This window comes from Deltaproteobacteria bacterium (assembly GCA_016178705.1).
Lineage (GTDB): Bacteria > Desulfobacterota > Binatia > HRBIN30 > JACQVA1 > JACOST01.
The window spans coordinates 122,273-147,385 of record JACOST010000032.1 but is presented as its reverse complement, the minus strand read 5'-3'; the positions used below and the strand labels follow the sequence as shown (position 1 = coordinate 147,385).

Genomic DNA, 25,113 nt, shown 5'->3' with positions numbered 1-25,113 from the left:
AGACGTTTCCACATTTTTCTTTCACGCGCCCACGTGTTGCCGTGGCACGCTATCTCCTCTCGGAGTCGGCGCCGAGCACACGTGGAGGCCCAAGGCCTTCGGAATCGATCGCGCTGCGGGGCTGTCGAACGGACTCGGTGGCACAGTAGCGCACGGCTGTCGGCGGTACAATGCATGAGGAGGCCATGCGTGAGGGAGGAGGGCAGCGAGCGCACGCTATTCCGTGGCGATATCCCGCATCTGGCCTGGGTGAGGTCCCCCAGAAAAGTCCGTCGAGGATCGTGATCAGTGTCTACGGCCAACCTCTGCGCCAAACTTCTCATGGCATGGCTCTTGAGATGTCCTCCGTTTGAACACTCGAACCGGTAGGCGGTTGGAAGTTCAAAAAAAATTCGCTCGCAGAGGAGGACAATGGATATGAAGTCAGCAAGATCGCGCCGATCGGCGCACAAACGCGGCACACTCGCTGCCCTTGCCTTCGGCGTGTTGGCGGCGCCGATTGTCGCCGCAGCCCAGTCGGCGATCATCTACGGATCGCTCGGCAACTTCGACATCGCGAACGACACCGGGCAGATCTGTCACGGTTTTCAAATCGAGCTCGATGGCATGGCCCCGAGTCAGGTGCCGTACTCGTTCTCTACGGAACGGTACGGTGCCCCCAACGTGCTACCCTCGGCGACGGGGGCAATCGTCCGATGGGACAGCCCATACGACGCCAACGCGCAGCAGTTCGTGCAGCGAACGCTTCCGCATACGGTCCCGTGGTTCCCGGGCCAGTGCTATCAATGGAACCCGGCAACCTACCAGGATTCTGGGTGCGAGCACTTCGGGACGTCGATCACTGGAAATCCGACCCGCGCGCTGGCGAACTGGTTGTGCGAAGATCCGGCAAACCCAGGAACGCTCATCCCCAACAACCCGCCGACGGCAGTGCCGATGCCGATCTACTACGTCCAGCCACCGGTGGTGGTGAACAATCCACCGGTCCTGGTGATCGAAGTTCCAGCGCCAGAGCCGGCCGAATCGCCGCAGCTCTTCGGCGACGCGCAATGGATGCGCGTCTTCAAGGTCGAACTCCAGCATCCGATCCAGATCGAAGAACTACTGGCGGACAATCCAGCCGTTGTGCCGATGGACCCAGCTCAGCTCGAATCGAATTATTCGATCGTTCAGGATGAACCGGCGGCCGGCGGGAACGGCAAACGCAAGCGCAAGCGCAACCAGGGCAACATCGACCCGACGACGCGCGCCGTCGTCCGCCGCATCGAGATGTACAACTTCACTGGTCGGTACGATCCGATCACCCACGAGGCACTCTGTGCCGACGGCACGTGCAACGCGCCGGCTGCGGACGAGATTGGTGGCCTGCTCAGCGTGCAGATGAGCGGAGCCAACGTCCAACCCGACGCCGTGCTCGTCACCAAGACCGGCAATGGCAACGTCGAGTCAGGCGACAAGCTCATCAGTTGCGGCAGCAAGTGCAATCAGTCGTACAACGCCGGAACGCGTGTCACACTCAACGCCAAGCCCGGCAGTGGTAGCTCCTTCCTCGGTTGGACCGGTGCCTGCATCGGAACCGCGGGTAGTTGTACAGTGACCGTCAACGGGGGTGTCAACGTCGGCGCTACATTCTCCACCCCGGCCGGCGGTGGTGGCGGTGGCGGCGCCGCGGGTGGCGGCACAACGCAGTTCACGTTGTCGGTCGGTCGCAGCAATCCAGGAACAGTCACCGGTACACCGGCTGGCTCTGACCGAACCCTCAGCTGCGGGAACGCCTGCTCCGCGAAGTTCGTCTCAGGTACGGCAGTGACGCTGACAGCGACGCCGCCGGCGGGCAAGCAGTTTGTCAACTGGGGAGGCGCGTGTTCCGGCACCGTCAACCCTTGTACCGTCAGCGTCAACGCGAACCTCTCGGTGCAAGCAAACTTCAGCAAGTAAGCTCTGCAGAAGGGCAGCAGCCAACACGGGGCTGGCGAGAACGCCAGCCCCGTGTTCATTGGCGCGGGCCGCAGAGCGCTAGCCGTCGGAGAGTTGAAGGCAGCCGCCTTGCCTCGGCGCGCGCCGGCGCACTACACTACCGCCCATGCCATCCGCCGCCAACGCGCCCGCAGCGCCGCACATCGCCCCGTTCGCGTTGCGTGATCAAGCCGGTCATGCGCATGCCGTGCCCGCCGATGCGCCGGCGCTTGTCGTGTTTTTCAAAGACGATTGCCCGACGTGTGACTTTGCGTTTCCGTTTCTGCAGCGACTGAGTGACGCGGTGCCGGGTACGCGAGTGATCGGTGTCTCGCAGAGCGACGCCCCGGCCACGCGCGCCTTTGCGGATCGGCACGCACTGCGATTTGCGATCGTGCGCGACAGCGATCTCGAAGTGTCGCTGGCGTGCGACATCGAATCAGTGCCGGCGCTGTTTCTCGTCGACCGGCACGGTGCTGTGCTCGATAGCAGTGTGGGATTTGTCCGTCGCGATTGGGAGCGGATTGCACGGAATGCCGCTGCCGCGAGCGGGACGGCGGCGCTGCGGTTGTTTGGCGACGGCGAAGCGATTCCCGACTGGCGCGCCGGTTGTGCCTCGCGCACCACCGACGCGGCGTTTCAGCAGGAGCTGGCGGTGCGCCGCGGGCGGGCGCGCTTACAATCGCGGCGTGTCGAGATCGGTGAGCTGGAAGATCCCGCCGAGTTCTTCTTCGAGCGCGGACTGACCGACGGCTTGCCTGTCGTTCCGCCGACCGAGGCGCGCGTTCTACGCATGCTGAGCGGTACGCGCCGCGCGCCGGACGAAGTGGTCGCCGTGGTGCCGCCCAACTGCGCGCCGACGACAGTCGAGAAGATCGCCATCAACGCGGTGATGGCGGGGTGCAAGCCGGAGTATCTGCCGGTAGTGCTGGCCGCGGTTGAGGCGGCGTGCAGCGACGCCTTCAACATGCACGGGGTGCTGGCGACGACGTACTTCGCGGCGCCGTTGCTGATCGTCAACGGCCCGATTCGCCAACGCATCGGCATGAACGCGGGGCTCAACGTGTTGGGCCAAGGCAACCGCGCCAACGCCACCATCGGTCGCGCGCTCAACCTGGTGGTGCGCAACGTCGGCGGCGGCCGCCCAGGTGAAGTCGATCGCGCCACACTCGGGCAACCGGGCAAGTACACCTACTGCATCGCGGAAAACGAAGAAGCCAATCCCTGGGAGCCGTTACACGTCGAGCGTGGCTTCGGCCGCGAGGACTCCACTGTGACGCTGTTCGCCGCCGAGGCGCCGCGCGCCCTAGTCGATCAGCTCAGCCGGACGGCGCGAGGCGTGGTGACTACGTTCGGCAAGTGCATGGAGACCGTGGCGCATCACAAGTGGTACCGCTATGCCGAGGTCGTGCTCGTCCTGTGCCCGGAGCATGTTCAGACGATCACACGCGACGGTTGGACGAAGGCCGACATCCGGCGCTGCATTCAGGAAGTCAGCGCCAAGCCGCTGCGCGACTTGCTCGCCGATATCGACGGCAGCGCGGAAGGCTTGCCCCAGCGCGTCGTCGGCGATGCGCCGTCAGAGGAGACGCTGGCGCAGCTGGTACCGAAGTTCGCCAGTGAAGAATCGATTCAGATCGTCGTCGCTGGCGGCACGGCAGGAAAGTTCTCGGCGGTGATTGGTGGCTGGGTCGGCGGGTCGATGGGATCGCAGATGGTCACCAAGAAAATAGAGGAGTGAGCGATGGGACTGATCGTGCTCGATCCGACGGATGAGCGCCAACCGGTGGAGCGCCAGCCTGTGCCGCGCCCGGCGCGGTTGACTGGAGTGGTCGCGCTGCTCGACATCATCAAGCCGCGCGGCGACGTGTTTCTCGATCGCCTGGCCGAGCTGTTGCCGCAGCGGCGGCCGGGCGTGCAGATCGTGCGTTTCCGCAAACCGACCTTCACCAAACCGGCGCCCGAGCCGTTGTTGCAGCAGATCGCGGAGCGCGCTGGCGCGGTGATCGAGGCGCTCGCCGATTGAGGGTCGTGCACCACGTGCAGTGTGCACGACTCGATCTTCTTTGAACGGCACGGCATCCCGGCCGTCTTCGTTGCTTCGGAGGAATTCACCCAGGCCGCCGACGTGCAAGCGCGCGCGCTGGGCATGCGCGAGGTGGCGCGAGTCTTCGTGGCGCATCCGATCCAAGACGCCAGCGACGACGAGATGCGCGCACGCGCCGATGCGGCGGTCGACTCGATTCTGGCGGCGCTCGAACAGTCCGCTACCCCGCGTTGACACAACGACGGCCGCCCGTAGTATCAACACGTCTGTTTCGTAATCGTTTGCGCGCCGTCCGGCATATGCCCCGGCGCTCTGGAGTGAATCATGTTGCGCACCCCGATTTGCGACCTGTTCGGCATTCGGCACCCAATCGTTCTCGCGGGTATGGGCGGCGTCTCAATGCACAAGCTGGTGGCGGCGGTGTCGAACGCGGGCGGCCTCGGCGTCATTGGCGCGGCGACCCTGGATGCCAATGGTCTGCGTCGCGAGATCCGGTTGACCCGCGAGCTGACCGACAAGCCGTTCGCGGTTGATCTGCTGGCGCCCATTCCCGATATGATTCGGCCGCAGATGCAGGTCGTCTTCGAGGAGAACATCAAGATCTTCGTCGCCGGCCTGGCGGTGCCGCAGGAGTTCATCATCGAAATGCACGAGCGCGGCATGATCGTGGTGGTGATGATTGGCAAGGTACGTCATGCCATCAAGTCGGCGCAAGCTGGTGCGGACGTGGTGGCGGCGCAAGGGACGGAAGCGGGCGGCCATACCGGTGAGATCGGTGCGCTGGCCCTGGTGCCGCAGGTCGTCGATGCGGTCAAAATTCCGGTGCTGGCGGCCGGCGGGATTGTCGATGGCCGGCAGTTGGTGGCGGCACTCGCACTGGGCGCTCAAGGTGTCGTCGTCGGGACGCGCTTCATCGCCACGCCGGAAGCGCAGGCGGCGCCCAAGTATCGCGAAGCCATCGTGCAGAGCGGCGAGGCCGATACCGTGCGCACACGCTGCTACACCGGCAAACCGGCGCGCACGATTCGCAACTCATACAATGAATCGTGGGAACGCCGCGCGAACGAGATCCAGCCGTTCCCGATGCAGGTGATGACTTCGGTGCGCGAGGGCGTGATGGACTACATGGGTAATCAGGGCGACGCCAACCCCGAGCGCTGCTTCATGCCGGCCGGGCAAGGCATGGGTCTGATTCACGAGATCAAGCCCGCCGCCGAGGTGATGGCCGACATCATTCGCGAGGCCGAGGGCGTGCTCCGGGGCCGGATGTTTGCCGCCGACCGTGCCGTCGAGGCGCGCTGAGTCAGTGGGCCGATGGCGGAACGCGAGCCGCGCCTGCGAATCGGGCTCATGCTCGGCGGGATTCGAACTGCCGGCGAGATCGGCCAACTCGCGGCGCACGCGGAAGCGCACGGCTTCGACAGTCTGTGGGCCGGCGATCACATCGCGTTTCCCGCGCCCATCCTCGATCCGCTGACGACGCTGGCGTGCTGTGCTGCGCACACGGAGCGCGTGGCGCTTGGTACCTGCGTGTATCTGCTCCCGCTGCGGCACCCGACCACGGTGGCGAAGAGTGTCGCGTCGCTCGATGTGCTGGCGAACGGCCGCTTGATATTCGGCATCGGTGTCGGTGGTGAGTTTCCCGCCGAGTTTGAAGCCTGCGGCGTCCCGCTGAGCGAGCGCGGCGCGCGGACCAACGAAGCCATCCGGGTGCTGCGCGCGTTGTGGGGCGGCAACACGGTGGGATTCGAGGGTCGCTTCGTACGCTTTGCGCCGGTGAAATTGAATCCACCGCCGATGCAGTTGGGCGGTCCGCCGATCTGGATCGGTGGGCGGTCGGAGGCGGCGCTGCGGCGCGCCGCACGCCTCGGCGATGGTTGGGTCGGCTATCTGCTTTCCCCGGATCAGTTTCGCGAACGGTTCGCGCAGGTCGAAGCGATGGCGGCCGCGCGGCAGCGACAGGTGGTGGGTGCGATGATGGTGTTCACGGCGCCGCGTCCAACTCGCGAGCAAGCTCTCCGTGACGCCGGCAATGTGCTCGGGGCGATGTATGGGCGCGCCATGCACAGCGCCGCCGAGCGCTACTGCCTGTTGGGATCGACGGCGGACATCATCGCTGGCGTCGAGCGCTACCGGGCTGCCGGCGTGCGTCACTTGATTCTGACGCCGCTCGTCTTTGATGGCGCGCAGTTGAGGGAAGAAATTACGATGTTGGGCGACGCGCTGCGCTCGGTGCGCGAGTAGTATCACGCCCGCCGCAAGCGGCTACGACCCTGGCGAACACGAAATCAGCGTCGGATCGTAGATCGACTGCGCCGCAGGGGTCACGCTGGTCAAATCCTCGATCATCAGCGTGTCGCGATATTGGAATAGGTTGCTGCCTTGCGGGTTGGTCGTGATCGCCGAGACGGCGGACACGCGGCCCTTGATGGTGAGCTGTTCGTGGGCGACCAACTGATTGGCGCCGGCCTGTTTGCCATCGGTGCGCAACACGCCGGCGTCCTCGACGGTGACGTTGCATCCTTCGGCTTGAATCACGCCGCCCATGTTGCTGCCGCTGCCGGAGCCGCGGGCGCTCACGGTCTTTCCGATCGACACGTCGCCTTTGACGGTAGTGTCTTGCGCCGAGCGCAACACAATGCTGCCGCCGGAGAACCCGGTGACATCGAGGCTGCTCGTCCCCGTCGTGGTGACGTTGACGCCGACGATGCTGATGAGTCCCGAGATGCCGCTCGCCTTCGCCTTCAACTTGCCGTTGATGATTGCCGGTCCGCCTGCCGCATGGATGTCGATCAGGCCACCCGCGCTCTGCGGGCCGGCGCCAAGCGCGTCGATGGAGGCGTCATTAGCGACGTTGAGATCCGTCCCGCACAACAGCCGCACGATGCCACCGTTGCCCGGTATGACGGTCGGCGGGTTCGCCGTGCGATCGACGGTGGATGCGCCGTTCACCTTGATCTTGCCGTTCAACACGCAGCCCGCCGGCGGTTGCCCGGTGGTGGAGCCCGAGGTGTCGACAACCACCTGACCGGCGTCAGCCCCGGCGCTGTTCGCTTGCACCAGGCTGCCGCTGTTGAGAGTGACACCGGTGCAGGTGATCTGAATCGGAATGCCGGGGCCGCGCGCGCAGTCGGACTGCAGCTTGCCGCCGATCGTGCATATCCCGACGGCGCCGATTTCGATGGCGTTGATGCCGACCTGCGCCGCGCCGTTGTTGCGCAGCACGGCGCCCTGCGCGATCTGCACTGCGCCCAACGTGGTCTGCAGCGTCAACACGCCGGATACTCCGTTGGTCGGTCCGCCGACATCGAGCGCGCCGTCACCGGTCACCGTCACATCGCCGCCACAACTGAGCACCAGCGAGCCGCCGCCACCGTTGCCCGTGACGCCACTGGCGCGTGCTTGGAGCGATCCGGCGATCTGACACGCGCCGGTAGCCGTGACGGCGATCAGCCCACCAATGCCATCTTTCACGTTGGCGAGGATGGCGGCTCCATTGCCGATGTCGAGTGCGTCGCCGGTGGTGAGAGCCACGTGCCCGCCATGTGCGCCGGTGCTGCCGCCGGCGCTGATGCCAGCGCCCGAGAGGAGTTCGAGCGGGCCACCGCAATCAAACATGACGGTGCCGCCACTGTCGCCGATACGAGTGCCGGCGACGAAGGTCTCCTTGCCGTCCACCTGTAGCTGGGCGCCGAGGCTGCAGCCGAGCGGGGCGCTGACCGTGATCGTGCCTCCGGGCACGCCGACGCCGGTCGCCTTTAGCGTGGTACTGTTATCCAGGCGCACCGTTCCGGCGGTCGCGGCGACGGTGATGGCGCCGCCGGTCCCGGTGGGCAGCGTGCCGATGGCCTCAGCGCCGCCGTGATCGATGACCACGCTACCGCAGGTCGCACTGAGGGTTCCACCGGACGCGCCGATCGGCCCCACCGAAACCGAGTTGAGCATGGCGCGCCCGGACAGCGTGCACGAATCGAGACTGCTGATCTGAATCGTTCCACCGTTGGCCGCAGTGCCGTTGACGCGTAAGCGGACGCCTTTGGTGATCGTGAGCGCACCAGCTTGAGCGTCGAGACTCAAGCCGCCGCCAATCGTCGAGGCGTCGCCGTTGTCGCCCGCCGCGTTGGCATCGAAGCTGGCGCCGTTGGCGAGCGTCAGACCGGTGCACGTGATCGCCGCGCTGCCGCCCTTGCCACCGAGGCTGCTGCCTTTCGCGGCGTTCAACTCAATCACGGTGGCTAGGGAACAGTCGGCGGCGCTGCTGATGGTCAAGGTGCCGCCGCTTGCTCCCACGCCGTTGGCGCGCAGCTTCGCGCCCTTGAGCGACGTGAGCGGAGCGAGACCGGCGGCGAGCGCAATCGTACCGCCCGGTCCGTTGACCCCGACGGCTTCGATGGCGCTGCCGTCACCGAGGTGGATGCCGTTGCAGGTGAGCGACACCGCCCCGCCCGTGCTACCCATGCCGGCAATGCGTACCGAGCTGGCGAGAATCTTCCCGCCGATGTCGCACATCCCCGCGCTGTCGATGACCAGCGTACCGCCGGCTATCCCGCGGCCGACCGCGGTGATGGCCGCCCCCTTTTCGAGGACGACGCTGCCAGCGTTGGTGATCGAGAAGCTGCCGCCGTTCTCGGCGTTGAGTGCCGCCACCGATGAAAGGTGCAGCGCCCGCCCGTCGAGATCCAACGCGCTGCCGTTCATCACAGTGATCGCGCTGCTGACGTTGCACGGATCGGGCGCGGCCCCGGGGCAAATTTCGCCGACCGAACTGGCTCGCGGCCCTGCCGCCGCCGACATTGGGGCCAGCAGGGCGATAGCGACCCCTCCCAAAACCCAGGAACGACACGATCGCCGATGCGACGCTGTCGATGAACTCACGGCGGGTTGCAACACTGCAGATTCACTCACGCACCAGTATCCACGTACATCTTTCGATCTGTCAACCGCCTATTTTCCGCGTGTCAGTCCGCCGGCGGTGCATCGCTGGCATAACGCTCCTGATAGATGCGAATGAAGGCGACCAGGATGGCGATGATGGTGGGTGCGAGGAAGATGCCCAAGAGCCCGTAGGCCTGCAGGCCGCCGAGTATACCAAAGAAGAGGAACACGGTTGGGATTTCCGTGCGGCCGCCGATCATGAGCGGGCGGACGAAGTTGTCGACGCCGCTGACGACGAGCGCCCCCCACATCAGCATGAGCAGCGCACGCAGCATGGTGTCCGCAACCGCGAGATAGATCGCCGCCCCCGCCCAGATGACCACCGCGCCCCCCGGTAGCAACGAAAGAAAGGCGGTGGCGCACCCAAGGATCACCGCGAAGGGAACGTTCAACATCGAAAACCCAAGGCCGGCCAGCACGCCCTGCACCGCCGCGGTCACCAGCGTGCCCTGCACGACGGCCGACAGGGTGTCGTAGAGCCGACTGAAAATGATTTCCTTGTCCGCCGCCGTCATCGGAAGCAGCGTCCGCAGCGAGGCGGTCAAGCGGTCGCCGTCACGAAAAAAGAAGAACAGCGCGATGGTCGTCAGAAAGAAGTTGACGACGAAGCGGACCGCGTTCTTGGCGATCCCTGTCGCTTGAGCCACGAGGAAGGAGCTGATGGCGTCGCCGAGCTTCAGCGCCGTCGCGCTCACGTTGATGTTCCACGCGGCTACGTGCGGTGCCACGTGCTCCCACAACCGCCCGAGCCACGAAGTGTGCATCCAATCCACTGCCTTGGCCGCGATCGTGGGGGCCTGTCCCTCGTTGAAGACTTGCTGCAGGTACTGGTAGACCGCTACCGACTCGGTCGCTAGCAGGATAGTGATCAGCACCGTCGGCATCATCACGACGAGAATCACCGCGGTGGTCAGCCCGAACGCCACGGTGGTATTGCGCCCACGCGAAAGGCGCACGAGCCATTGCTTGACGGGATAGAACGTCAGCGCGAGCAGCGCCGCCCAACTCAGCGGTCCGAGAAACACCGAGAAGATCGCGTAAAACTGAAACAACAAATAGAGCAGGGCAGCAAAGAAGAACGCTGCAAAGAGCTGCTGCCGAGTCATTGGTGACGCACGCTAACAAGGGGAGAGAGGTGGGGCAAACACCTTGCCGACAGCCGCCAAGACCGGATTGACCCCTCGTCTGCTCAGCAGTAGGAAGCGGCGCGAGCAGACGGAGGTCGTTATGGCGGGAAGATTCGCAGGCAAGGTCGTCGTGATCACGGGCGCAGCGTCGGGCATCGGCGCCGCCGCCGCGCGCCGCTTCGCGCGCGAAGATGCGCGGCTGGTTCTCAGCGATCTCGATGCCGAGGCGGGCGAGGCCATCGCGAAGGAGCTGCAAGCCGCCGCGTTCGTGCGGACCGACGTCGCCGATCCGGCGCAAGTTGAAGCGCTGTTGCAGACGGCGGTTGACCGCTGCGGGGCACTGGACGTGCTGTTCAACAACGCCGGCATCGGCGCCTACGGCAAAGCACCCGACCTCGACATCGACATGTGGAAGCGGGTGCTCGAAGTGGATCTCTACGCCGTCTTCTATGGCTGCAAGTTCGCTATTCCACACCTGCGGCGCAGCGGCGGTGGTGCGATCGTCAACACGGCCTCGATCTCGGGCTTGTTCGGCGACCCGGGGTTGGTGGCGTACAACGCGGCCAAGGCTGGCGTCGTCAATCTCACTCGGACGGTGGCGATCGATCACGCGCGCGAGAAGATTCGCGTCAACTGTGTCTGTCCCGGTCCGATCGAGACGCCGTTGATCGAACCCGTGCTCGCCATTCCGGCCGCGCGCGCCGAGTATTCGCAGCGCGTGCCGATGGGCCGCCTCGGCCGCCCGGACGAGGTGGCTGCCGTGGTCGCATTCCTGGCGTCGGACGACGCGTCGTTTATCACTGGCGCGGCGGTGGTCGTCGACGGTGGCCTTACCGCCGACGCGGGTGATGTGAATATCAGCCGCTTGATGGGCGAGTAGCGTCGCGCGCCAGCAGCAACGTCGCCGTGCCCTTGCGGCGGAGCGTCGCCACGCGCGTGCCTTCAGCGAGACCCGGGCGCGGGTCGTCAACCTCGAGGTTCGCGGCCCGCAGTCGTGCCACTGCGCGGTCGACATCGAATACCTGATAGGCCACGCCCCACAGTCGGTCGGCGATGGTGCCGGGGACTTGGTCGGTGCGCATGATGATCTCGATCGTAATGTCGCCGAGCAGCAAGCCGACGTTGCGCGTGCCGCGCTCCGGAAAGTCGCGCCGCCACTGTTCGGGGATGCGGAACGTATCGCTCCACAGCCGCAGGGTGGCGTTGAGATCGCTGCTGAAGATCACCACGTGATCGACGCCGAGGCAGACCGACGCGTCGTCGGCGATTGGCAACGCCCGCGGCAACAATTTTGGAGGCGAGGTATGTTGAATCAGTAGCAACCGCATGCCGCCCGCGGTGGTCGGATCCATCAGCGCATTGCGCCACGTTCGGCGCCGGCCGCTGCGTTCATCGACGCCCATTCCGTCGGACGGATTGGCGACGCGCAAGCCGCGGCCGCGCAGGATGTTGACGGCGGCGTTGATGTCGTCGACGCCGAGGGCCAACCCGAGCGGGCGCTCGTTGCGGTCTCCCAGCGCGTCGCGCACCATGTCGCTGAACGGCGTGTGCGCGCCGCGGTCGGCGGCGAGCAACTCGACGTAGGTGTTGTCGAGTCGGAAGAGCGTGTTGCGCGTGCCGTAGTCGGGATGATTGCCGCGCCACGAGGGAGCGCGGCCGAACACCGTGCGATACTCGGCCGTCGCGGTCTCGAGATCCGCGACCGCCAGCACGATGTGGTCGAGGGACTGGAACATCAGCGAAGCCGCGGGATCATTTCAGCTGTGGGATCTTGTCGCCGTGCGCGGCGATCAGATCGTCGACGAGCTGCCAGATCTCGTCGAGCGTCAGCTCTGCCGCGGTGTGCGGGTCGAGCATGGCGGCGTGGTAGACGTGTTCGCGTTTGCCGGTGAGCGCGGCTTCGACCGCGAGCGACTGCACGTTCACGTTGGTCATGATGAGGCCAGCGAGTTGCGGCGGCAAGTCGCCGATGCGCGTGGGCTGGATGCCGTTGCCGTTCACCAGACACGGCACCTCGACGCAACAGCCGTCCTGCAGGTTGGTGATCAAGCCGCGATTGGGAACGTTGCCGTAGACCACCCGCGGCTTCCCCGTCGCGATGCTGTGGATGATCAGCGCGCCGTACTCGTGGCTGCGCTCGACGTCGGCGATGGGTTCATTGCCTTCAAAAAACTCGCGCATGGTGCCCCACAACTGATCCATGAAGTCGCAGCGCGTGATGTATTCGTCGAGCGGTACGTTGAAGCGCTCGATCAAGTCGGGCCGATCGCGGCGGATGAAGTACGGCGTGTACTCGGCGAAGTGCTCGCTCGATTCGGTGACGAAGTAGCCGAGTCGCATCAGCATCTCGTAACGCACGCGATTGTTGTCGGGCACGCGGCCGTCGCGGACGACTTTGCGAATCAACGGGTAGAGATCCTCACCACGCCGCTCGAAGCGGAGATAGAAAGCCATGTGGTTGATGCCGGCGGCTTGATACGTGATCTCGCCGTACGGCACGCCGATGTCGCGCGCCAACTCCATCGCCGTACCCTGCACGCTGTGGCACAACCCGACGGTTGTGATCGGCGTCGCACGCGCCAGCGCCCAGCAGTTCATCGCCATCGGATTGGTGTAGTTCAGCAGCAACCCGTTGGGACATACCGCTTCCATGTCGCGGCAGATCTCGATCAGCACCGGGATGGTGCGCAACGCGCGCATGATGCCGCCGATGCCGAGCGTGTCGGCGATGGTCTGCCGCAGATGATGCCGCTTGGGCACTTCGAAGTCGACGACAGTCGACGGGCGATAGCCGCCGACTTGAATCGTGTTGATGACGAAGTCCGCGTTACGGAGCGCGTCGCGGCGATCGCTGTGCGCGGTGATCGTCGGCGCGACCTTCAGCGCTGCCGCAAGCTTCTGCGTCATGCGCTCAGCGGTGTGCAGCCGCGCCGCGTCGATGTCCATCAACGCGATGTGACAATTCGCCAACTCCGGGAACATGAGGATATCGCCGATCAAGTTCTTGGCGAATACAACGCTACCGGCGCCGATCAGAGCGATCTTCGGCTGCGCGCGCGAGGGCATGTTCCTTCCTATTTCCAACGACTGCATCGCGCAAGCCTGCCGAGCGCGGTTCGACAGCCGCTACAGGGATTCCGTTTGACAGCGTCGCCAGCAGTGTTCGATGCTCGGTCCCGATTGACCGGGACGGGTAGGTAGAGAGGGAAGCGCGTGGCGCGTACGGAGACACTCACCCTGTTGTTCACCGATCTCGTGAGCTCGACCGAACTGGCTGACCGCCTCGGTCACGACGCGTACGAAGCGCTGCGCGGCGCCCACTTCGAGGTCCTGCGCTCCGCCGTCGCGACCCACCGGGGGGCGGAAGTGAAGTCCACCGGCGACGGATTGATGGTGTGCTTCACCAGTGTCGGCGATGCGGTCGGCTGCGCCGTGACGATGCAGCAGGCGGTCGAGAAGCAAACTAGGCAGGTACGGAGGCCAACCGGCCCCATTCAATCACATCTCTCTCATGCTTCAGTTGGGGCAGGTGTCGCTGCCTGCCCGCCTCTGCGGATGCGCATTGGCATCTCGGTGGGCGAGGTGACGCGCGAGAGCAACGACATCTATGGCCTGTCCGCAGTCGAAGCCGCACGGCTCTGTGCCGCCGCCCAAGGGGGACAGATCCTCGCTGCTGAGGTCGTGCGGGTCTTATCGCGCGGTCTGGGGCATATGTTCACGGGCGTCGGTGAACTCATCTTGAAAGGTCTGAACGCTCCGGTAGCCGCGTGTGAGGTCGGCTGGGAGCCGCTGGCCGATGAGACGGCGATTCCTATGCCGCCGGTGCTATTGGCAGGCCGCCAATTCGCCTTCGCCGGCCGCCAGCCAGAACTGGATGCGCTCGCCGAATTGTGGAGGCAAGCCCAGGACGGTGCGCGGCCCGTGGCGCTGATCGGCGGCGAGCCGGGAATTGGCAAGACTCGCCTCGCGGCGGAGACTGCCACGACGGCTCACGCGGCGGGCGCAACGGTGCTCTACGGGCGCTGCGACGATGAGCTGGGCGTGCCCTTCCAGCCATTCGTCGAAGCGCTGCGGTACTTCGTCGAAAACTCTGTCTCCGATTCCCGTGAGGGCGACGCTCCCGCGGAGCCGCTGCTCGCGCGTGGCACGCCTCAGCAGGAGCCTCGCCCTCCCGAGGCAACACGATTGCGTGAACGCCTCGGCCGCTATCCAGGCGAACTTGTGCGCTTGCTGCCTGAGCTGGCAGATCTGATCCCCGCTCTGCCGCCGCCGCTCCAATCGGACGCGGAGACAGAGCGCTACCGCATGTTCGATGCGGTGGCGGCTTGGCTCGCCGCGGCGTCGAGCGAGCGTCCGCTCGTCCTCATCCTCGACGACCTGCACTGGGCCGCAAAGCCGACGCTCCTGCTCCTCAGGCACATTCTTCGTTTCCAACCCTCAACACCCGGCCCCCAACCTGGTAGCGCGGGCGGCTCGCCCGCGCGCTTCTTTATTCTCGCCACCTACCGCGACACCGAGCTGGACCGCACTCATCCGCTTTCGGAAACGCTCGCCGATCTGCGCAAAGACTCTACGGTGCAACGCGTTGCGTTGCGCGGACTGGATCTCGCCGGTGTGGAGGCTTTCATCGTCGGAGCCGCCGGCCACGAACTGGACAATCGCGGTCACGCGCTCGTCCGTGCCGTTCATGGGGAAACCGAAGGCAACCCGTTCTTCGTCGGCGAGGTCTTGCGCCACCTCGCAGAATCCGGTGCCCCGGTTCAGCGCGACGGCCGCTGGGTGAGTGATCAGAGCGTCGGGCAGTTCGGCATACCCGAAGGTGTCAAAGAGGTGATCGGCCGGCGACTGAGTCGACTCTCCGCGGCTGCGAATCAGGTATTGTCCATGGCGGCGGTGATCGGGCGCGACTTCGACCTGGGTGTGCTCGCGTCTCTTCTCTCTCTCCCTCTGGGAGAGGGCCGGGGTGAGGGCAATGACGGAGCGCTCGTGGACGCAATCGACGAGGCGGTTCGGGCGCGTCTGGTCAACGAGACCGGCGTCGTCGATGCCTATCGCTTCGCGCACGCGTTGGTGCACGAGACCCTGTATGCCGAGGTCAGTGCGAGCAAGCGGGTGCGCCTGCATCGCCGCATCGCTGACGCCATCAAAGTGCGCCGGCCCGATGACGTCACGGCACTCGCCCACCACTATCAGCAAGCCGCAGTCGGCGGCGATATCGACAAGGCCGTCGAGTACAGTACCCGGGCCGGCGACCAAGCCCGCACGCGACTGGCGTATGACCAGGCGGTCGTCTACTACCGACGAGCACTGGAACTGTTCGCGGAGGGCGAGGCTCCCGCCGAGCCGCTTGGTGAGCAGCCGGCTCGCCGGGAGGCTCGCCCTCCCAAGAACGCTGATAGCTCACCTCCTGACCATGATGAACAGTGCTGCGAGCTGCTGATCCGTCTCGGCGAAGCGCAACGCGACGCCGGTGACGCCTGCTTCCGCCAGACGCTGCTCGATGCGGCGCGTCTAGCGCAACGCCTCGGAGACACGGATCGACTCGCCCGCGCCGCAGTCGCGAATACGCGTGGCTGGTATAGCGGTGGAGGCGGCGTCGATGGCGACCGGGTCGCGGTACTCAACGCCGCACTTGGCGCGGTCGAGGCGGGGGACACGCCGCTGCGGGCGCATCTGCTCGCTACGCTGGTCTCAGAACTCCAATTCGCACCGGACCGTAACCGGCTCAGATCTCTCGCGGACGAGGCGCTGGCCATGGCGCGCCGGCTTGGCGACCCCCGGACCCTCGCAGGCGTTCTGAACGCGTACATCAACGCTATTCACGCCCCCGATACACTTGCCGAACGGCTCGCGGCCGGGGCCGAGCGGGTCGCTCTCGCCGAGCAGCTCGGCGATCTGCGGGAACGCTATTCCGCCCATTTTCACCTGATGTCTGCGTCGAGAGAGGCCGGTGACATCGCGGGATCAGACCGGCAGCTTGCCATCTTGGCTGAACTGAATGACGAGCTCGGTCTCCCGGTTCGGCGCTGGAGTCTCAAGCAGGACCAGGCCACTCGCGCACTGCTGGACGGGCGCGCCGCCGACGCCGAGCGCCTCATTGCAGAAGGATTCGAGATCGGCCAGGCCAGCGGGCAACCCGACGCGCTTCTCATCTACAGCGCTCAAGTTTCGGACCTTCGTCGCATGCAGGGGCGCCTCGACGAATTGGAGCCGCTCATCGAACACGCCCTCACAGACTATCCTGGGGTGTCGGGGGTTCGGGCAACGGTCGCCGCACTCTACTGTGAACTCGACCGCGATGAAGATGCTCGTCGGCTGCTCGATTCCGACGCCGCCAACGGCTTCGCCGAACTGGTTTACGGCCCGGGGTGGATAGCAGCCATGATCGATTACGCACGAGTGTGCGCCCACCTGGGGGCCCGTGATGCTGCGGTCGTTCTGTACGAGCGCCTCGCCCCCTGGCACAGTCAGTTAGGGATTCACGGAGTCGTCAACGGCTCTGTGGCGCTCTACCTCGGTCTCCTTTCCAGAACCCTCGAGCGCTACGACGACGCCGAGGCGCACTTCGCCGAAGCCCACGCCATGCACGAGCGCATCGGCGCGCCCTACTGGCTCGCGGTCACCCGCGTCGAGCGGGCGAAGATGCTGTTGCGGCGCGATGGCCCCGGCGACCGCGACCGGGCCCGCACCATGCTCGACCAGGCGCTGGCAACGGCGCGCGAGTACGGCTTCGGTGGCGTCGAGCGCCAAGCCGAGAAGATAGATTGTTAGGTTGTTACGAGTGTTAGGTTGTTAGCGAGGAGAACTCGCCCCACGACTCATGATCGCCGTGGTGCTCGATCGGTCGATTGACGTTGCGCCGCGACAGCGATCGGGGCTAGGTAATTCACCCACGCAGGAGGAACGCGATGACTCAGGCGAAGACGCCGCTGAAGAAAAACTTTCCGGTGTTCGATTGCGACGCGCATATCAACGATCCGTACGAGATCTGGAACAAGTACGTCGAACCGCAGTACCGCGACCTCGTGCGGCACAGCTACTGGCAGGACGAGAAGCAGGCGATCTTGAACGGCCGCACCGTGGCGATCGGTGGGGCCAGCTACAATTTTCCCGGCTACAATCCGATCTGCATCGCCGGCCCCGGCATGAACAAGAAGATCATGCGCAAGTTGCAGCAGACGCCGCTGACGCCCGATCAGAAAACCTATCTCGAACATCGCGGCGCTTACGATCCGCATGCGCGCCTGAAGGACATGGACCTGATGGGCATCGATCAGGTGCTCATCATTCCGACGATGATGGTTGCGAACTTCCCGTACATCGAGAACGCCGAGGGTGCGTATGCATTGACGCGCGCCTACAACAATTGGGCGACAGACTTCTGCGCCGCCGTTCCCGACCGCTTGTTTCCCGCCGGCTGGCTGCCGCTGCAAAATCCCGGGTACACGGTGCAGGAGCTGGAGCGCATCGCCAGGAAAGGCTTCCGCGTGGCCCTGGTGCGGCCGATCGATGCGCGCGGCCAATATCCCAATCGCATTTTCCCGATCCTCGGCAGCGGCACGATCCGCAACACCATGGACAAGGTCTACCGCGCCTTCGAAGAAACCGGCATCGTCGTCGGCATGCACACGTTCCCCGCGCTGCCGGCCGAGCCGTGGCCGGTGCCGGTGTCGCCGGGCGAACTCATCATGCGCACCGGCGATCAGTTCATTGGCGGGCGCATGGTCGATGGGCAGACACTCAGTTTCATCTTCGAAGCCATGACCTGGCTGGCGCAGGTGCTTCTCTCCGGCTTCCTCGACATCTATCCGAAACTGAAAATGGCGATCTTCGAATCCAATTCGAGTTGGGTGCCCGAGCTGCTCGAACACTGCGACCGATTGTTCAAGCTGTACGCCAACGAGCGGCGCGTGAAGACCGACCGCCTGCCGAGTGAAGCCTTCTATCAACAGTGCACCATCGCCTTCGAGTCGGACGAGACGTGGACGTTCCGCCAGTGGGACCGTTTCGAAAACGTCGGCATCTGGTCCTCCGATGCGTATCATCACGACGGCGCCGATTCGTGGAGCGCGATGCGTGAGATGAACGAGATCGGTGTGCCGGGTCCGGTGCAGGAAAAATTGCTCGGGGGCAATGCGCGCCGGCTCTATGGCATCGAAGGCAAGATGTTCGTGACCGAGGAGCCGAAGCAGATCCCGCGACCCGACTGGTTTCCGAAGCCGGAAGAGATCGCCGCGTTCGCCGAATCCGAAGCCGATCCGCGCGCGCACGGCAAGACCGGCTTCAGCGTCAGCAAGATGGATCCACGCTTCGTGTTGGAGATGTTGAGGAACTTCTAACCTCAACCTAGCCAAAAGCTGAAAGTAGAAAGCGACAAGTCAGAGGACGGAATCTGGCTTTGAGCTTTCAACTTTGAGCTTTGAACTTGGAGCTGTGCCCCATGCCCCACTTCCCGATCATCGATTGCGACAGTCACGTACTCGAACCCACCGCGATTTGGGAGAAGTACCTCGATCGCGAGTACCGTGTGGTGGCGCGCACGGCGTTCTGGCACGAGGTGGACGAGCTTGGCCTGGCGGTGACCATCGTGAACGGCGCGCAGGCGAAGGAGATGAACTCCAGCGGCATCAACCGGCAGGCGATCTGGAAGCCGGGGATGAAGCCGGAAGACATTGGCGCGCTTGATCCCGACATGCGCCATCCGATCAACTCCGGCGCCTACGATCCGGCCGCGCGGTTGAAGGACATGGACGCAATGGGGATCGACACCGCGGTGCTGTTCCCGACGTTGTTCGCCGAGTACTTTCCGGTGGTGCAAAACCCCGACGCTGCCGCGGCCCTCGCCCACGCCTACAACGATTGGCTGCGCGACTTCTGCAGCGCGGCGCCGAAACGGCTCATCCCAGTCGCCATCCTGCCGATGCAGGAAGTGAGCTTTGCAATCAGAGAGCTGGAACGCGTCGCCAAGCTGGGCTTTCGTGCGGTCTTCATTCGGCCGGCGTTTTTCAATCATCGCTTTCCCAACCAGGACTACTACAAACCGCTGTGGCAGCGGCTCGAAGCGCTCGGCATCGTTGCCTGCATTCATCCATCGAGCGGTCACACCAACCCCGAGTGGACGTCCGAAGGTTCGTACGTCGAGCGCGTCGCCGGTTACTTGCGCATCGGCCACAGTGTCGCCGAGTCGGTGGCGCCGACGATGGACAACGCGATCATGCTCAACGCGTTCTGCTTCTGCGGCCACATGGAAGACTTTCCCGCGCTCAAGCTCAGCTTCCTGCACTCCGGTGCGTCGTGGGTGCCGCTCGCGCTCGAAAAGGCGGAGACCTACCTGTGGCTCATGAGTTCCACCCAGGATGTCAGTCTCGAACCCGAGCGACTTTTCTTCCAGCGCCCGTACCTCGTCGGCTTTAATACTTGGGAGTCGAGCGTTGCGCGATTGCCCGACATCTTCGGCGGCATCGCTGCGTGGGGGTCACGCTACCCGCATCACGACGCCTCCGAGCCGTCGGAAGCGCTGGCGAACTTGAACACGTGGAAGGTCACCGACGAGGTCGCCGCTGCCTACATGGGCGGCAACGCCGCGCGGCAGTTCGGGCTGTGACTGACCGTCTATGGGCCGATGCGCTGCATCGCTCCCGTATCGTGGGGTTCGCACACTGCGCAGTTGGTGTTTGCGCCATAGCTCCAATTCACTAGCGCGGTGCCGATGCCGTTGATGTCGAAGGTCAGTGCGTAGTCGAAGACTTGCTGCGGTAGTACGCCGAAACACGGATCGCCGAACGTCCGCGTCAACCGGGTTACTACCGTTCCCTCGTTGCCGTTGAATACGATCGGCAATCCACGGCCGAGAGTCTCGCCCGTCACTTGATTGATCACATCGAGCTGGCTGTTCACTGCGGTCACCTTGTACGTGGTGTCGGGGACGCACAACGGACAGGGCTGGGCGATGCCGGCGAGGAAGCAGACCGATTCGATGCCGTGTCCCCAATGCACCGACCACGTGCCAGCGAACTGCTGCGCGATGCCGGTGGGGGTCCTGGTAGCGCTCGGGGTGAAGGTGCTGGTTGGTGTCACGGACGGAGTCGCCGTGCGCGTTGGCGTCGGCGGCGACGTGTTGGTGGGTGATGCGCTCGGTGTTGGCGTGAGCGATGCCGTGAGCGTGATCGTCCCGGTCTGTGAGGGCGTACGGGTCGCTGTCGCCGTCCGTGTGAGCGACGGTGTACGAGTAGTGGTCGGCGTCTTGGTTGGCGTCGGGGTCCAGGGCAGCTCAAGCCGATGAAATACGTCGTTGAGCAAGAGTTCCTGCGTCTGCGGTGTGAGCTGACCGTCGCAGAACGGATCGGCGCCGCGGCAATCGTGCAACGCGAATGTGTCTTGCGCGACGATCGAGGCGGCAACGAAATCCGCCGCCGAGCCGATGCCATCGCAGTTCGCGTCGGCGAGCAACGGGATCGCTTGCGCTGTGCCGATGCAACTCAGCGCCAGCGTCCCCAGCAACCCAGCAATCGCCGACGCGCGCCGCACCCTCGAACCTGCCTAGAAGAATCGCTCCAGCAAGCCGGTCGCTTTTTCTACCGCGTCGCCGGTGACTGCCGGCACGCGGCCGATTTCCTTGCCGTCTTCCTTCACGATCACGTCGCCGACTTTGGCGCCGACGGCGAGCGGCGCGGTGAGTTGGCCGCTGAGTGCGAGTTCGAGTTGGAAGCTGCGCTTGGCCGTCTTCTCTGCCAAGACGTTCACGCTATCGCCGGCGACGATGCGGACGAATTTCGGTTTGCCCTGCTGCACCGGCACGTCGTTAGCCACGACCTCGCCCTTCTTCACGGCCGGAATGACCTTGTAGGTCGCGAAGCCTTTGTTGAGCAGCTTGGCGGCTTCGTTGAACGAATCTTCCTTGCGTGTCGATCCGAGCACGACCGCGATCAGGCGCACATCATTGCGCGTCGCGGTGGCGGTTACGCAGAAGCCAGCCTCGCGATAGAAGCCGGTCTTCAGGCCGTCGACCCAATTGGTGTCGCGCACCAGGCGGTTGGTGTTACGCAGAATCATGGCGCCGCCGCGAAAGGTGGTTTCCTTGGTGCCGGCCCACTTCATGATCTCAGGATATTTGACCAACTCGCGCGCGAGCACGGCGAGGTCGTACGCGCTGGTCAGGTCCGCCTCCTGTCCTTTGCCGGGCGGGAGCCCGTGCGGGCTGTGGTAGGTGGTGTCCTTGAGCCCCAGCTCATGCGCGCGTTCGTTCATGAGATCGACGAACGCTTCGGATGAGCCGCCGATGTGTTCCGCCACCGCGAGTGCCGCGTCGTTGGCCGAGTGGATGATGATGGCCTGCATCATCTCATTGAGCGGGAACACCTCGCCGTCCTTCAGATAGACCTGCGACCCGCCCATCTTGCTGGCGCGGCGCGAAGTGGTGACCGGCTCGTCCCATTTGTTGGCGCCGTCGCGGACGTGTTCGGCGACGATGAGCATGAGCATCATCTTGGTCATCGACGCCGGCGGCCACTTGAGATGGGCGTTCTCCTCCGCCAACACCAGGCCCGAACCCGCGTCCATCAAGAGATAGGCGTGGTACGGCGCGGCGCTGCCGCGAGGCTTGCCGCTGCCTTCTTCGGCGTTGGGCCGGCTCGTGCGCCGCGCTGTCGCCGTTCCGGCTGAGAGCGTCAGCGCTACCAACGCAAGTGCGGCAACGCGCACAGTCGTTCGGATCATCGCTTTCCATCCTCCGCCATCAACGCCGTGATGTTCGCATCGAGCGTGGCGAGCCAGTCGTCGATCGGCACCTGGCTGTCGACGACGATCTCCAACTTTCCATTCGCCAGCATGTTCACCGTGCCGGGCGCCGCCGGCCGCAGCGGGATCACCACCGCCTCGCGTGACAGTCCGTGGCGTTCGATGACGGTGAAAATCTTCTCGATCTCGGCGAGCGTGACGGCCTTCAGCATGTGAGTGCATTTAGCAGGGCAGGGGGTGGGTTGCTACACGGATTGCGTTGCCGGTGCGACGCGGATGCTGTGTATGTGACCTTGAGGAGAGCGAGTCTATGCGGTGACCGGCTCGCTCATGGGCGGTAGAGACCACGCGAGCGCGCGAGTTGATAGAAGCCTGCCGGATCGTCACCCTCCGACGTCACGTTGGCTTCCGCACGGGAGGTGACGTACAGGGTCCAACTCCGCCGCAAGCGTTCGGCCAACGGCAGCGCGCGATGTTGCGCCGCGGCTTCGTCGTGCGACGCGCGCTTGTATTCGCCGAGCCGTTGCATGAACTCACGCTCGCTTTGCGAAAGCGGCATGGGCGTAAAGTAGCACACCATGGGCTGCGCGAGGAGGGCGGGCCCATCCTCCAAACAGATGCTCACGTTGGTTGCGCGAAGAAGTGTCGCAACGTCGTGTACACGGCCTGCCGATCGCCAATCAGCCGCCGAGCGGGCGGCAACGAATCGAGAAACACGCGGCCGTAGCGTTTGCGGACGACACGGCTGTCGAGCAGGACGACCGCGCCACGATCGGTACGGCTCCGGATCAATCGTCCGAACCCTTGCTTCAACTTGATCGCCGCTTGCGGCACGGTCTGCTCGTTGAACGCGTTGCCGCCGCGGGCGGTGATGGCTTCGACACGGGCTTGCTCGATCGGCTCGGTGGGGACACGAAACGGAAGACGGGTGATGACCACGCAGCGCAGGGCATCGCCGCGTACATCGACACCTTCCCAGAAGCTGTCAGTGGCGAATAATACCGCGCGCGGATCGGCGACGAAGCGGCTCAGCAAGAGTTGCCGGTCGGTCTCCCCCTGCGTCAGCACGGTGAACCCCTGCGCACTGAGCGTCGAGCCGAGCGCGGCGACCGCGCGGTTGAGCGCGCCATACGCGGTGAACAAGACGAACGTGCCGCCCTGCGTCGCGCGCACGATCTCGGCGATGGTTTCGTGGGTGGCCGCTTCGTAGCCGGGATCGGTCGGCTCGGGGAGGTCACGCGGGACAGCCAGGATCGCCTGCCGCGCAAAATCGAACGGCGAGTCCAACTGCAGCGTGAGCACACGATCGCGATCGGAGAGTGCGTTGAGTCCCAGTCGGTCGTGCAGGTAGTCGAAGCGCCGATCGACGGCGAGCGTCGCCGAGGTCAAGACGACCGTCGGAAACTGTTCGAACAGCGCTTTGCGCAGCAGCGGCCCGACCGCGATTGGTGCGCTGTGAAAGGCGATGGCTTTTCCAACGCGCGGTCGCTGCCGCACCTCGATCCAGCGGCAGGTGTTCTCATCCTCGCCGATAAATTCGAGTAGGGCGGCGCCGAAGCCGGCGATGCGTCCCTGCAACGCCCGCAGCTCGGTGGTGAGAAACAGCACTTGCTTGCCGGCTTCGTCGGAGAGTTGCTCGACTCGTTCGGTCACGCCGGCGAAGTCGGTCGCGTAGTCACCGAGCGCAGAGCCGAGGCGTGTGAGTGCGCGCTCCAACGTGCTCCAGTAGGGGAGGGCGCGAAACTCCGGGACGATGCGCAGCTTCTCGTCGGTGCCGGCGGCGAGCGGGCGCTCAAGCACGTCCTCCAAGCCGCTCATTAACTCGGTGAAGCACTGCTCGGCGTCGACGAGCAGGCTCTCGCGTGCGGGTATCAGCCGGTGCTCGATCCAGCGCACCGCGCCTTGCGCTGACGGCACGTCATCTGGTCCGTCAATGGATTCGAGCGCCATGATCAGCGCTGGCAACACGCCCTTGGTCGGGTGCTTCTGACTGCGCAGGCGGCCGAACGTCCGTTCTATGGCAGCGTAGCTCAGGCGGCTTCCAAAATAGTTGGTGGCGACGTCCTCCAGGTGATGCGCTTCGTCGATGATCACCCGCCGCGCCGGCGGCAGCACCGCGTTCTGCGTGTAGCTGCTGATCTCCTCGCGCAGCGCCAAGTCGGCCATCAGCAAGTGATGATTGGCGACGATGATGTCGGCTTGCGCCGCCGCCCGGCGCGCGCTGTAGAAGAAGCACGTCGAGTAGAACGGGCAGCGCGCGCGCAGACAGTTGTCGTTCTCCGACACGACGTGCTCCCATACCTCACGCCGCGGGCGCACCGCGAGATCGCTGAGGCTGCCGTCTTTGGTGCGCTTGGCCCACGCGAGCAGATCCTGCAGCTCGCGCTGCTGATCGTCCTCGATCAGTTGTGCACCCTGTGCCTCTACCTGCGCGGCTTTGCGCCGGCAGAGGTAGTTGCCCCGGCCTTTGACCAGCGCGGTGGTGCAGGCGAGTCCGTTCTGCTGTGTGAGGAGCGGGAGATCTTTGTTGATGAGTTGTTCCTGCAAGTTGATCGTGTGCGTCGAGATGACGACTCGCTCGCGGTTCTGCAGGCTCCATTCGATTGCGGGCAGCAGGTAGGCGAGCGATTTGCCGGTGCCAGTGCCGGCTTCGACGGTCAGCGTGGTGCCGTCGTTGAACGCGGTGACCACCGCTTCGAGCATGCGCAATTGTTGGGCCCGATGCTCATAGCCGGCGAGCGCGGTCGCGATGGTGCCGCCAGGCGCTAGCCGCGCACTGGTCTCGTTGATCGCGATGCGCGCGGCCACCGGCGCCCGGTGCGGTTCGACGACAACGTACAGATCGGTGGCGGCGTTGTTGACGATGTAGGCCCCGACGCCGTTGTTGCCGAGCGCCGACGCGATCGCCAGATCCTCATCGGACGGGACGAGTTCGCCGCTCGGATGGTTGTGCACCACGACCTCGCCGGGCCGAGGGACTTGCAGCAGGGCCGGTACCGCGTGCCGGTTACCGCGCGCGAGCACGCGCACCGACGCCACACGCGCGTGGTCGTCGAGCGTGGCGAGCAGGAACACCTCGTTGCCGCCGGCGTCGGCGATGGCCGCGCGCAACGCGCCGGCGGCGCTGGCGGTAAAGCGGTCATCGATGGACACGGGCACGGGGCGACGCTACCAGCCGCAGGCGTCGCTGTCAGTAGCGAGAGGCTCTGGGCGAGAAGGAGCCCCTCGATACGCTGCCCTTCGATACGAAGCCTTCGGCTTCTACTCAGTGCGGCTACTCGGGGAAGCGGCTGTGTTCTTCAGGGCTTGCCA

Annotated in this window: 19 protein-coding genes; 10 read left to right on the top strand and 9 right to left on the bottom strand. The window is 64.9% G+C overall.

From position 1 onward, the window contains the following. Window positions 1-417 precede the first annotated feature (417 nt). The 6 genes from HYR72_25510 to HYR72_25485 all read left to right on the top strand — a co-directional run bounded on the left by HYR72_25510 (window position 418) and on the right by HYR72_25485 (window position 6,247). Window positions 418-1,938 (top strand): hypothetical protein, encoded by a 1,521-nt coding sequence (locus HYR72_25510; protein MBI1818353.1) that lies wholly within the window; start codon window positions 418-420, stop codon window positions 1,936-1,938. A 145-nt stretch (window positions 1,939-2,083) separates the two neighbouring features. Further along, on the top strand, window positions 2,084-3,697 hold the full coding sequence (locus HYR72_25505) for a TlpA family protein disulfide reductase (protein ID MBI1818352.1): 1,614 nt from the start codon (window positions 2,084-2,086) through the stop codon (window positions 3,695-3,697). A gap of 3 nt (window positions 3,698-3,700) precedes the next feature. Continuing rightward, a complete protein-coding gene (locus tag HYR72_25500; GenBank protein ID MBI1818351.1) occupies window positions 3,701-3,982 on the top strand; it encodes a hypothetical protein in 282 nt (93 codons plus the stop codon). 21 nt (window positions 3,983-4,003) lie between these two features. Next, window positions 4,004-4,237 carry a hypothetical protein gene (locus HYR72_25495; GenBank protein MBI1818350.1) on the top strand — a complete coding sequence of 78 codons (234 nt, stop codon included), beginning with the start codon at window positions 4,004-4,006 and terminating at the stop codon, window positions 4,235-4,237. Window positions 4,238-4,324: 87 nt separating this feature from the next. After that, a complete protein-coding gene (locus tag HYR72_25490) occupies window positions 4,325-5,305 on the top strand; it encodes a nitronate monooxygenase (protein ID MBI1818349.1) in 981 nt (326 codons plus the stop codon). A gap of 12 nt (window positions 5,306-5,317) precedes the next feature. Then, a complete protein-coding gene (locus tag HYR72_25485; GenBank protein MBI1818348.1) occupies window positions 5,318-6,247 on the top strand; it encodes a TIGR03619 family F420-dependent LLM class oxidoreductase in 930 nt (309 codons plus the stop codon). Between the two features lie 21 nt (window positions 6,248-6,268). Here the strand turns inward: HYR72_25485 and HYR72_25480 are convergent, their stop codons facing one another. Both HYR72_25480 and HYR72_25475 read right to left on the bottom strand, forming a co-directional pair. Next, on the bottom strand, window positions 6,269-8,797 hold the full coding sequence (locus HYR72_25480; protein MBI1818347.1) for a hypothetical protein: 2,529 nt from the start codon (window positions 8,795-8,797) through the stop codon (window positions 6,269-6,271). 164 nt (window positions 8,798-8,961) lie between these two features. Then, a complete protein-coding gene (locus HYR72_25475; GenBank protein MBI1818346.1) occupies window positions 8,962-10,044 on the bottom strand; it encodes an AI-2E family transporter in 1,083 nt (360 codons plus the stop codon). Between the two features lie 121 nt (window positions 10,045-10,165). Between HYR72_25475 and HYR72_25470 the strand changes: the two genes are divergently transcribed. Beyond that, entirely contained in the window at window positions 10,166-10,945 is a 780-nt protein-coding gene (locus HYR72_25470; GenBank protein MBI1818345.1) for an SDR family oxidoreductase, read from the top strand. Here the strand turns inward: HYR72_25470 and HYR72_25465 are convergent. Both HYR72_25465 and HYR72_25460 read right to left on the bottom strand, forming a co-directional pair. Continuing rightward, the gene (locus HYR72_25465; protein MBI1818344.1) at window positions 10,923-11,801 is read right to left on the bottom strand and encodes a VOC family protein; all 879 of its coding nucleotides are present in this window, start codon (window positions 11,799-11,801) and stop codon (window positions 10,923-10,925) included. The genes HYR72_25470 and HYR72_25465 overlap by 23 nt on opposite strands. A gap of 16 nt (window positions 11,802-11,817) precedes the next feature. Further along, on the bottom strand, window positions 11,818-13,131 hold the full coding sequence (locus HYR72_25460) for an alpha-glucosidase/alpha-galactosidase (GenBank protein MBI1818343.1): 1,314 nt from the start codon (window positions 13,129-13,131) through the stop codon (window positions 11,818-11,820). 147 nt (window positions 13,132-13,278) lie between these two features. Here HYR72_25460 and HYR72_25455 point away from each other — a divergent pair, with 147 nt between their 5' ends. The 3 genes from HYR72_25455 (at window position 13,279) to HYR72_25445 (ending at window position 19,669) form a co-directional block, all read left to right on the top strand. Beyond that, window positions 13,279-16,836, top strand: coding sequence for an AAA family ATPase (locus HYR72_25455; GenBank protein MBI1818342.1), 3,558 nt, complete (start codon window positions 13,279-13,281; stop codon window positions 16,834-16,836). Between the two features lie 137 nt (window positions 16,837-16,973). Further along, on the top strand, window positions 16,974-18,404 hold the full coding sequence (locus HYR72_25450; GenBank protein MBI1818341.1) for an amidohydrolase family protein: 1,431 nt from the start codon (window positions 16,974-16,976) through the stop codon (window positions 18,402-18,404). A 101-nt stretch (window positions 18,405-18,505) separates the two neighbouring features. Further along, window positions 18,506-19,669: an amidohydrolase family protein gene (locus HYR72_25445; protein MBI1818340.1), complete on the top strand. Its 1,164-nt coding sequence runs from the start codon at window positions 18,506-18,508 to the stop codon at window positions 19,667-19,669. 8 nt (window positions 19,670-19,677) lie between these two features. Here the strand turns inward: HYR72_25445 and HYR72_25440 are convergent, their stop codons facing one another. The 5 genes from HYR72_25440 to HYR72_25420 form a co-directional block, all read right to left on the bottom strand. Beyond that, window positions 19,678-20,592, bottom strand: coding sequence for a hypothetical protein (locus tag HYR72_25440; GenBank protein MBI1818339.1), 915 nt, complete (start codon window positions 20,590-20,592; stop codon window positions 19,678-19,680). 12 nt (window positions 20,593-20,604) lie between these two features. Next, entirely contained in the window at window positions 20,605-21,780 is a 1,176-nt protein-coding gene (locus HYR72_25435) for a D-alanyl-D-alanine carboxypeptidase (protein MBI1818338.1), read from the bottom strand. After that, complete coding sequence (locus tag HYR72_25430) at window positions 21,777-22,013, bottom strand: hypothetical protein (GenBank protein MBI1818337.1); 237 nt, start codon at window positions 22,011-22,013, stop codon at window positions 21,777-21,779. Before HYR72_25430 ends, HYR72_25435 begins: the two co-directional genes overlap by 4 nt. 116 nt (window positions 22,014-22,129) lie before the next feature. After that, window positions 22,130-22,360, bottom strand: a complete 231-nt coding sequence (locus HYR72_25425) for a hypothetical protein (GenBank protein MBI1818336.1) — start codon at window positions 22,358-22,360, stop codon at window positions 22,130-22,132. 62 nt (window positions 22,361-22,422) lie between these two features. Continuing rightward, window positions 22,423-24,960 (bottom strand): DEAD/DEAH box helicase, encoded by a 2,538-nt coding sequence (locus HYR72_25420; protein MBI1818335.1) that lies wholly within the window; start codon window positions 24,958-24,960, stop codon window positions 22,423-22,425. Window positions 24,961-25,113: the final 153 nt, after the last annotated feature.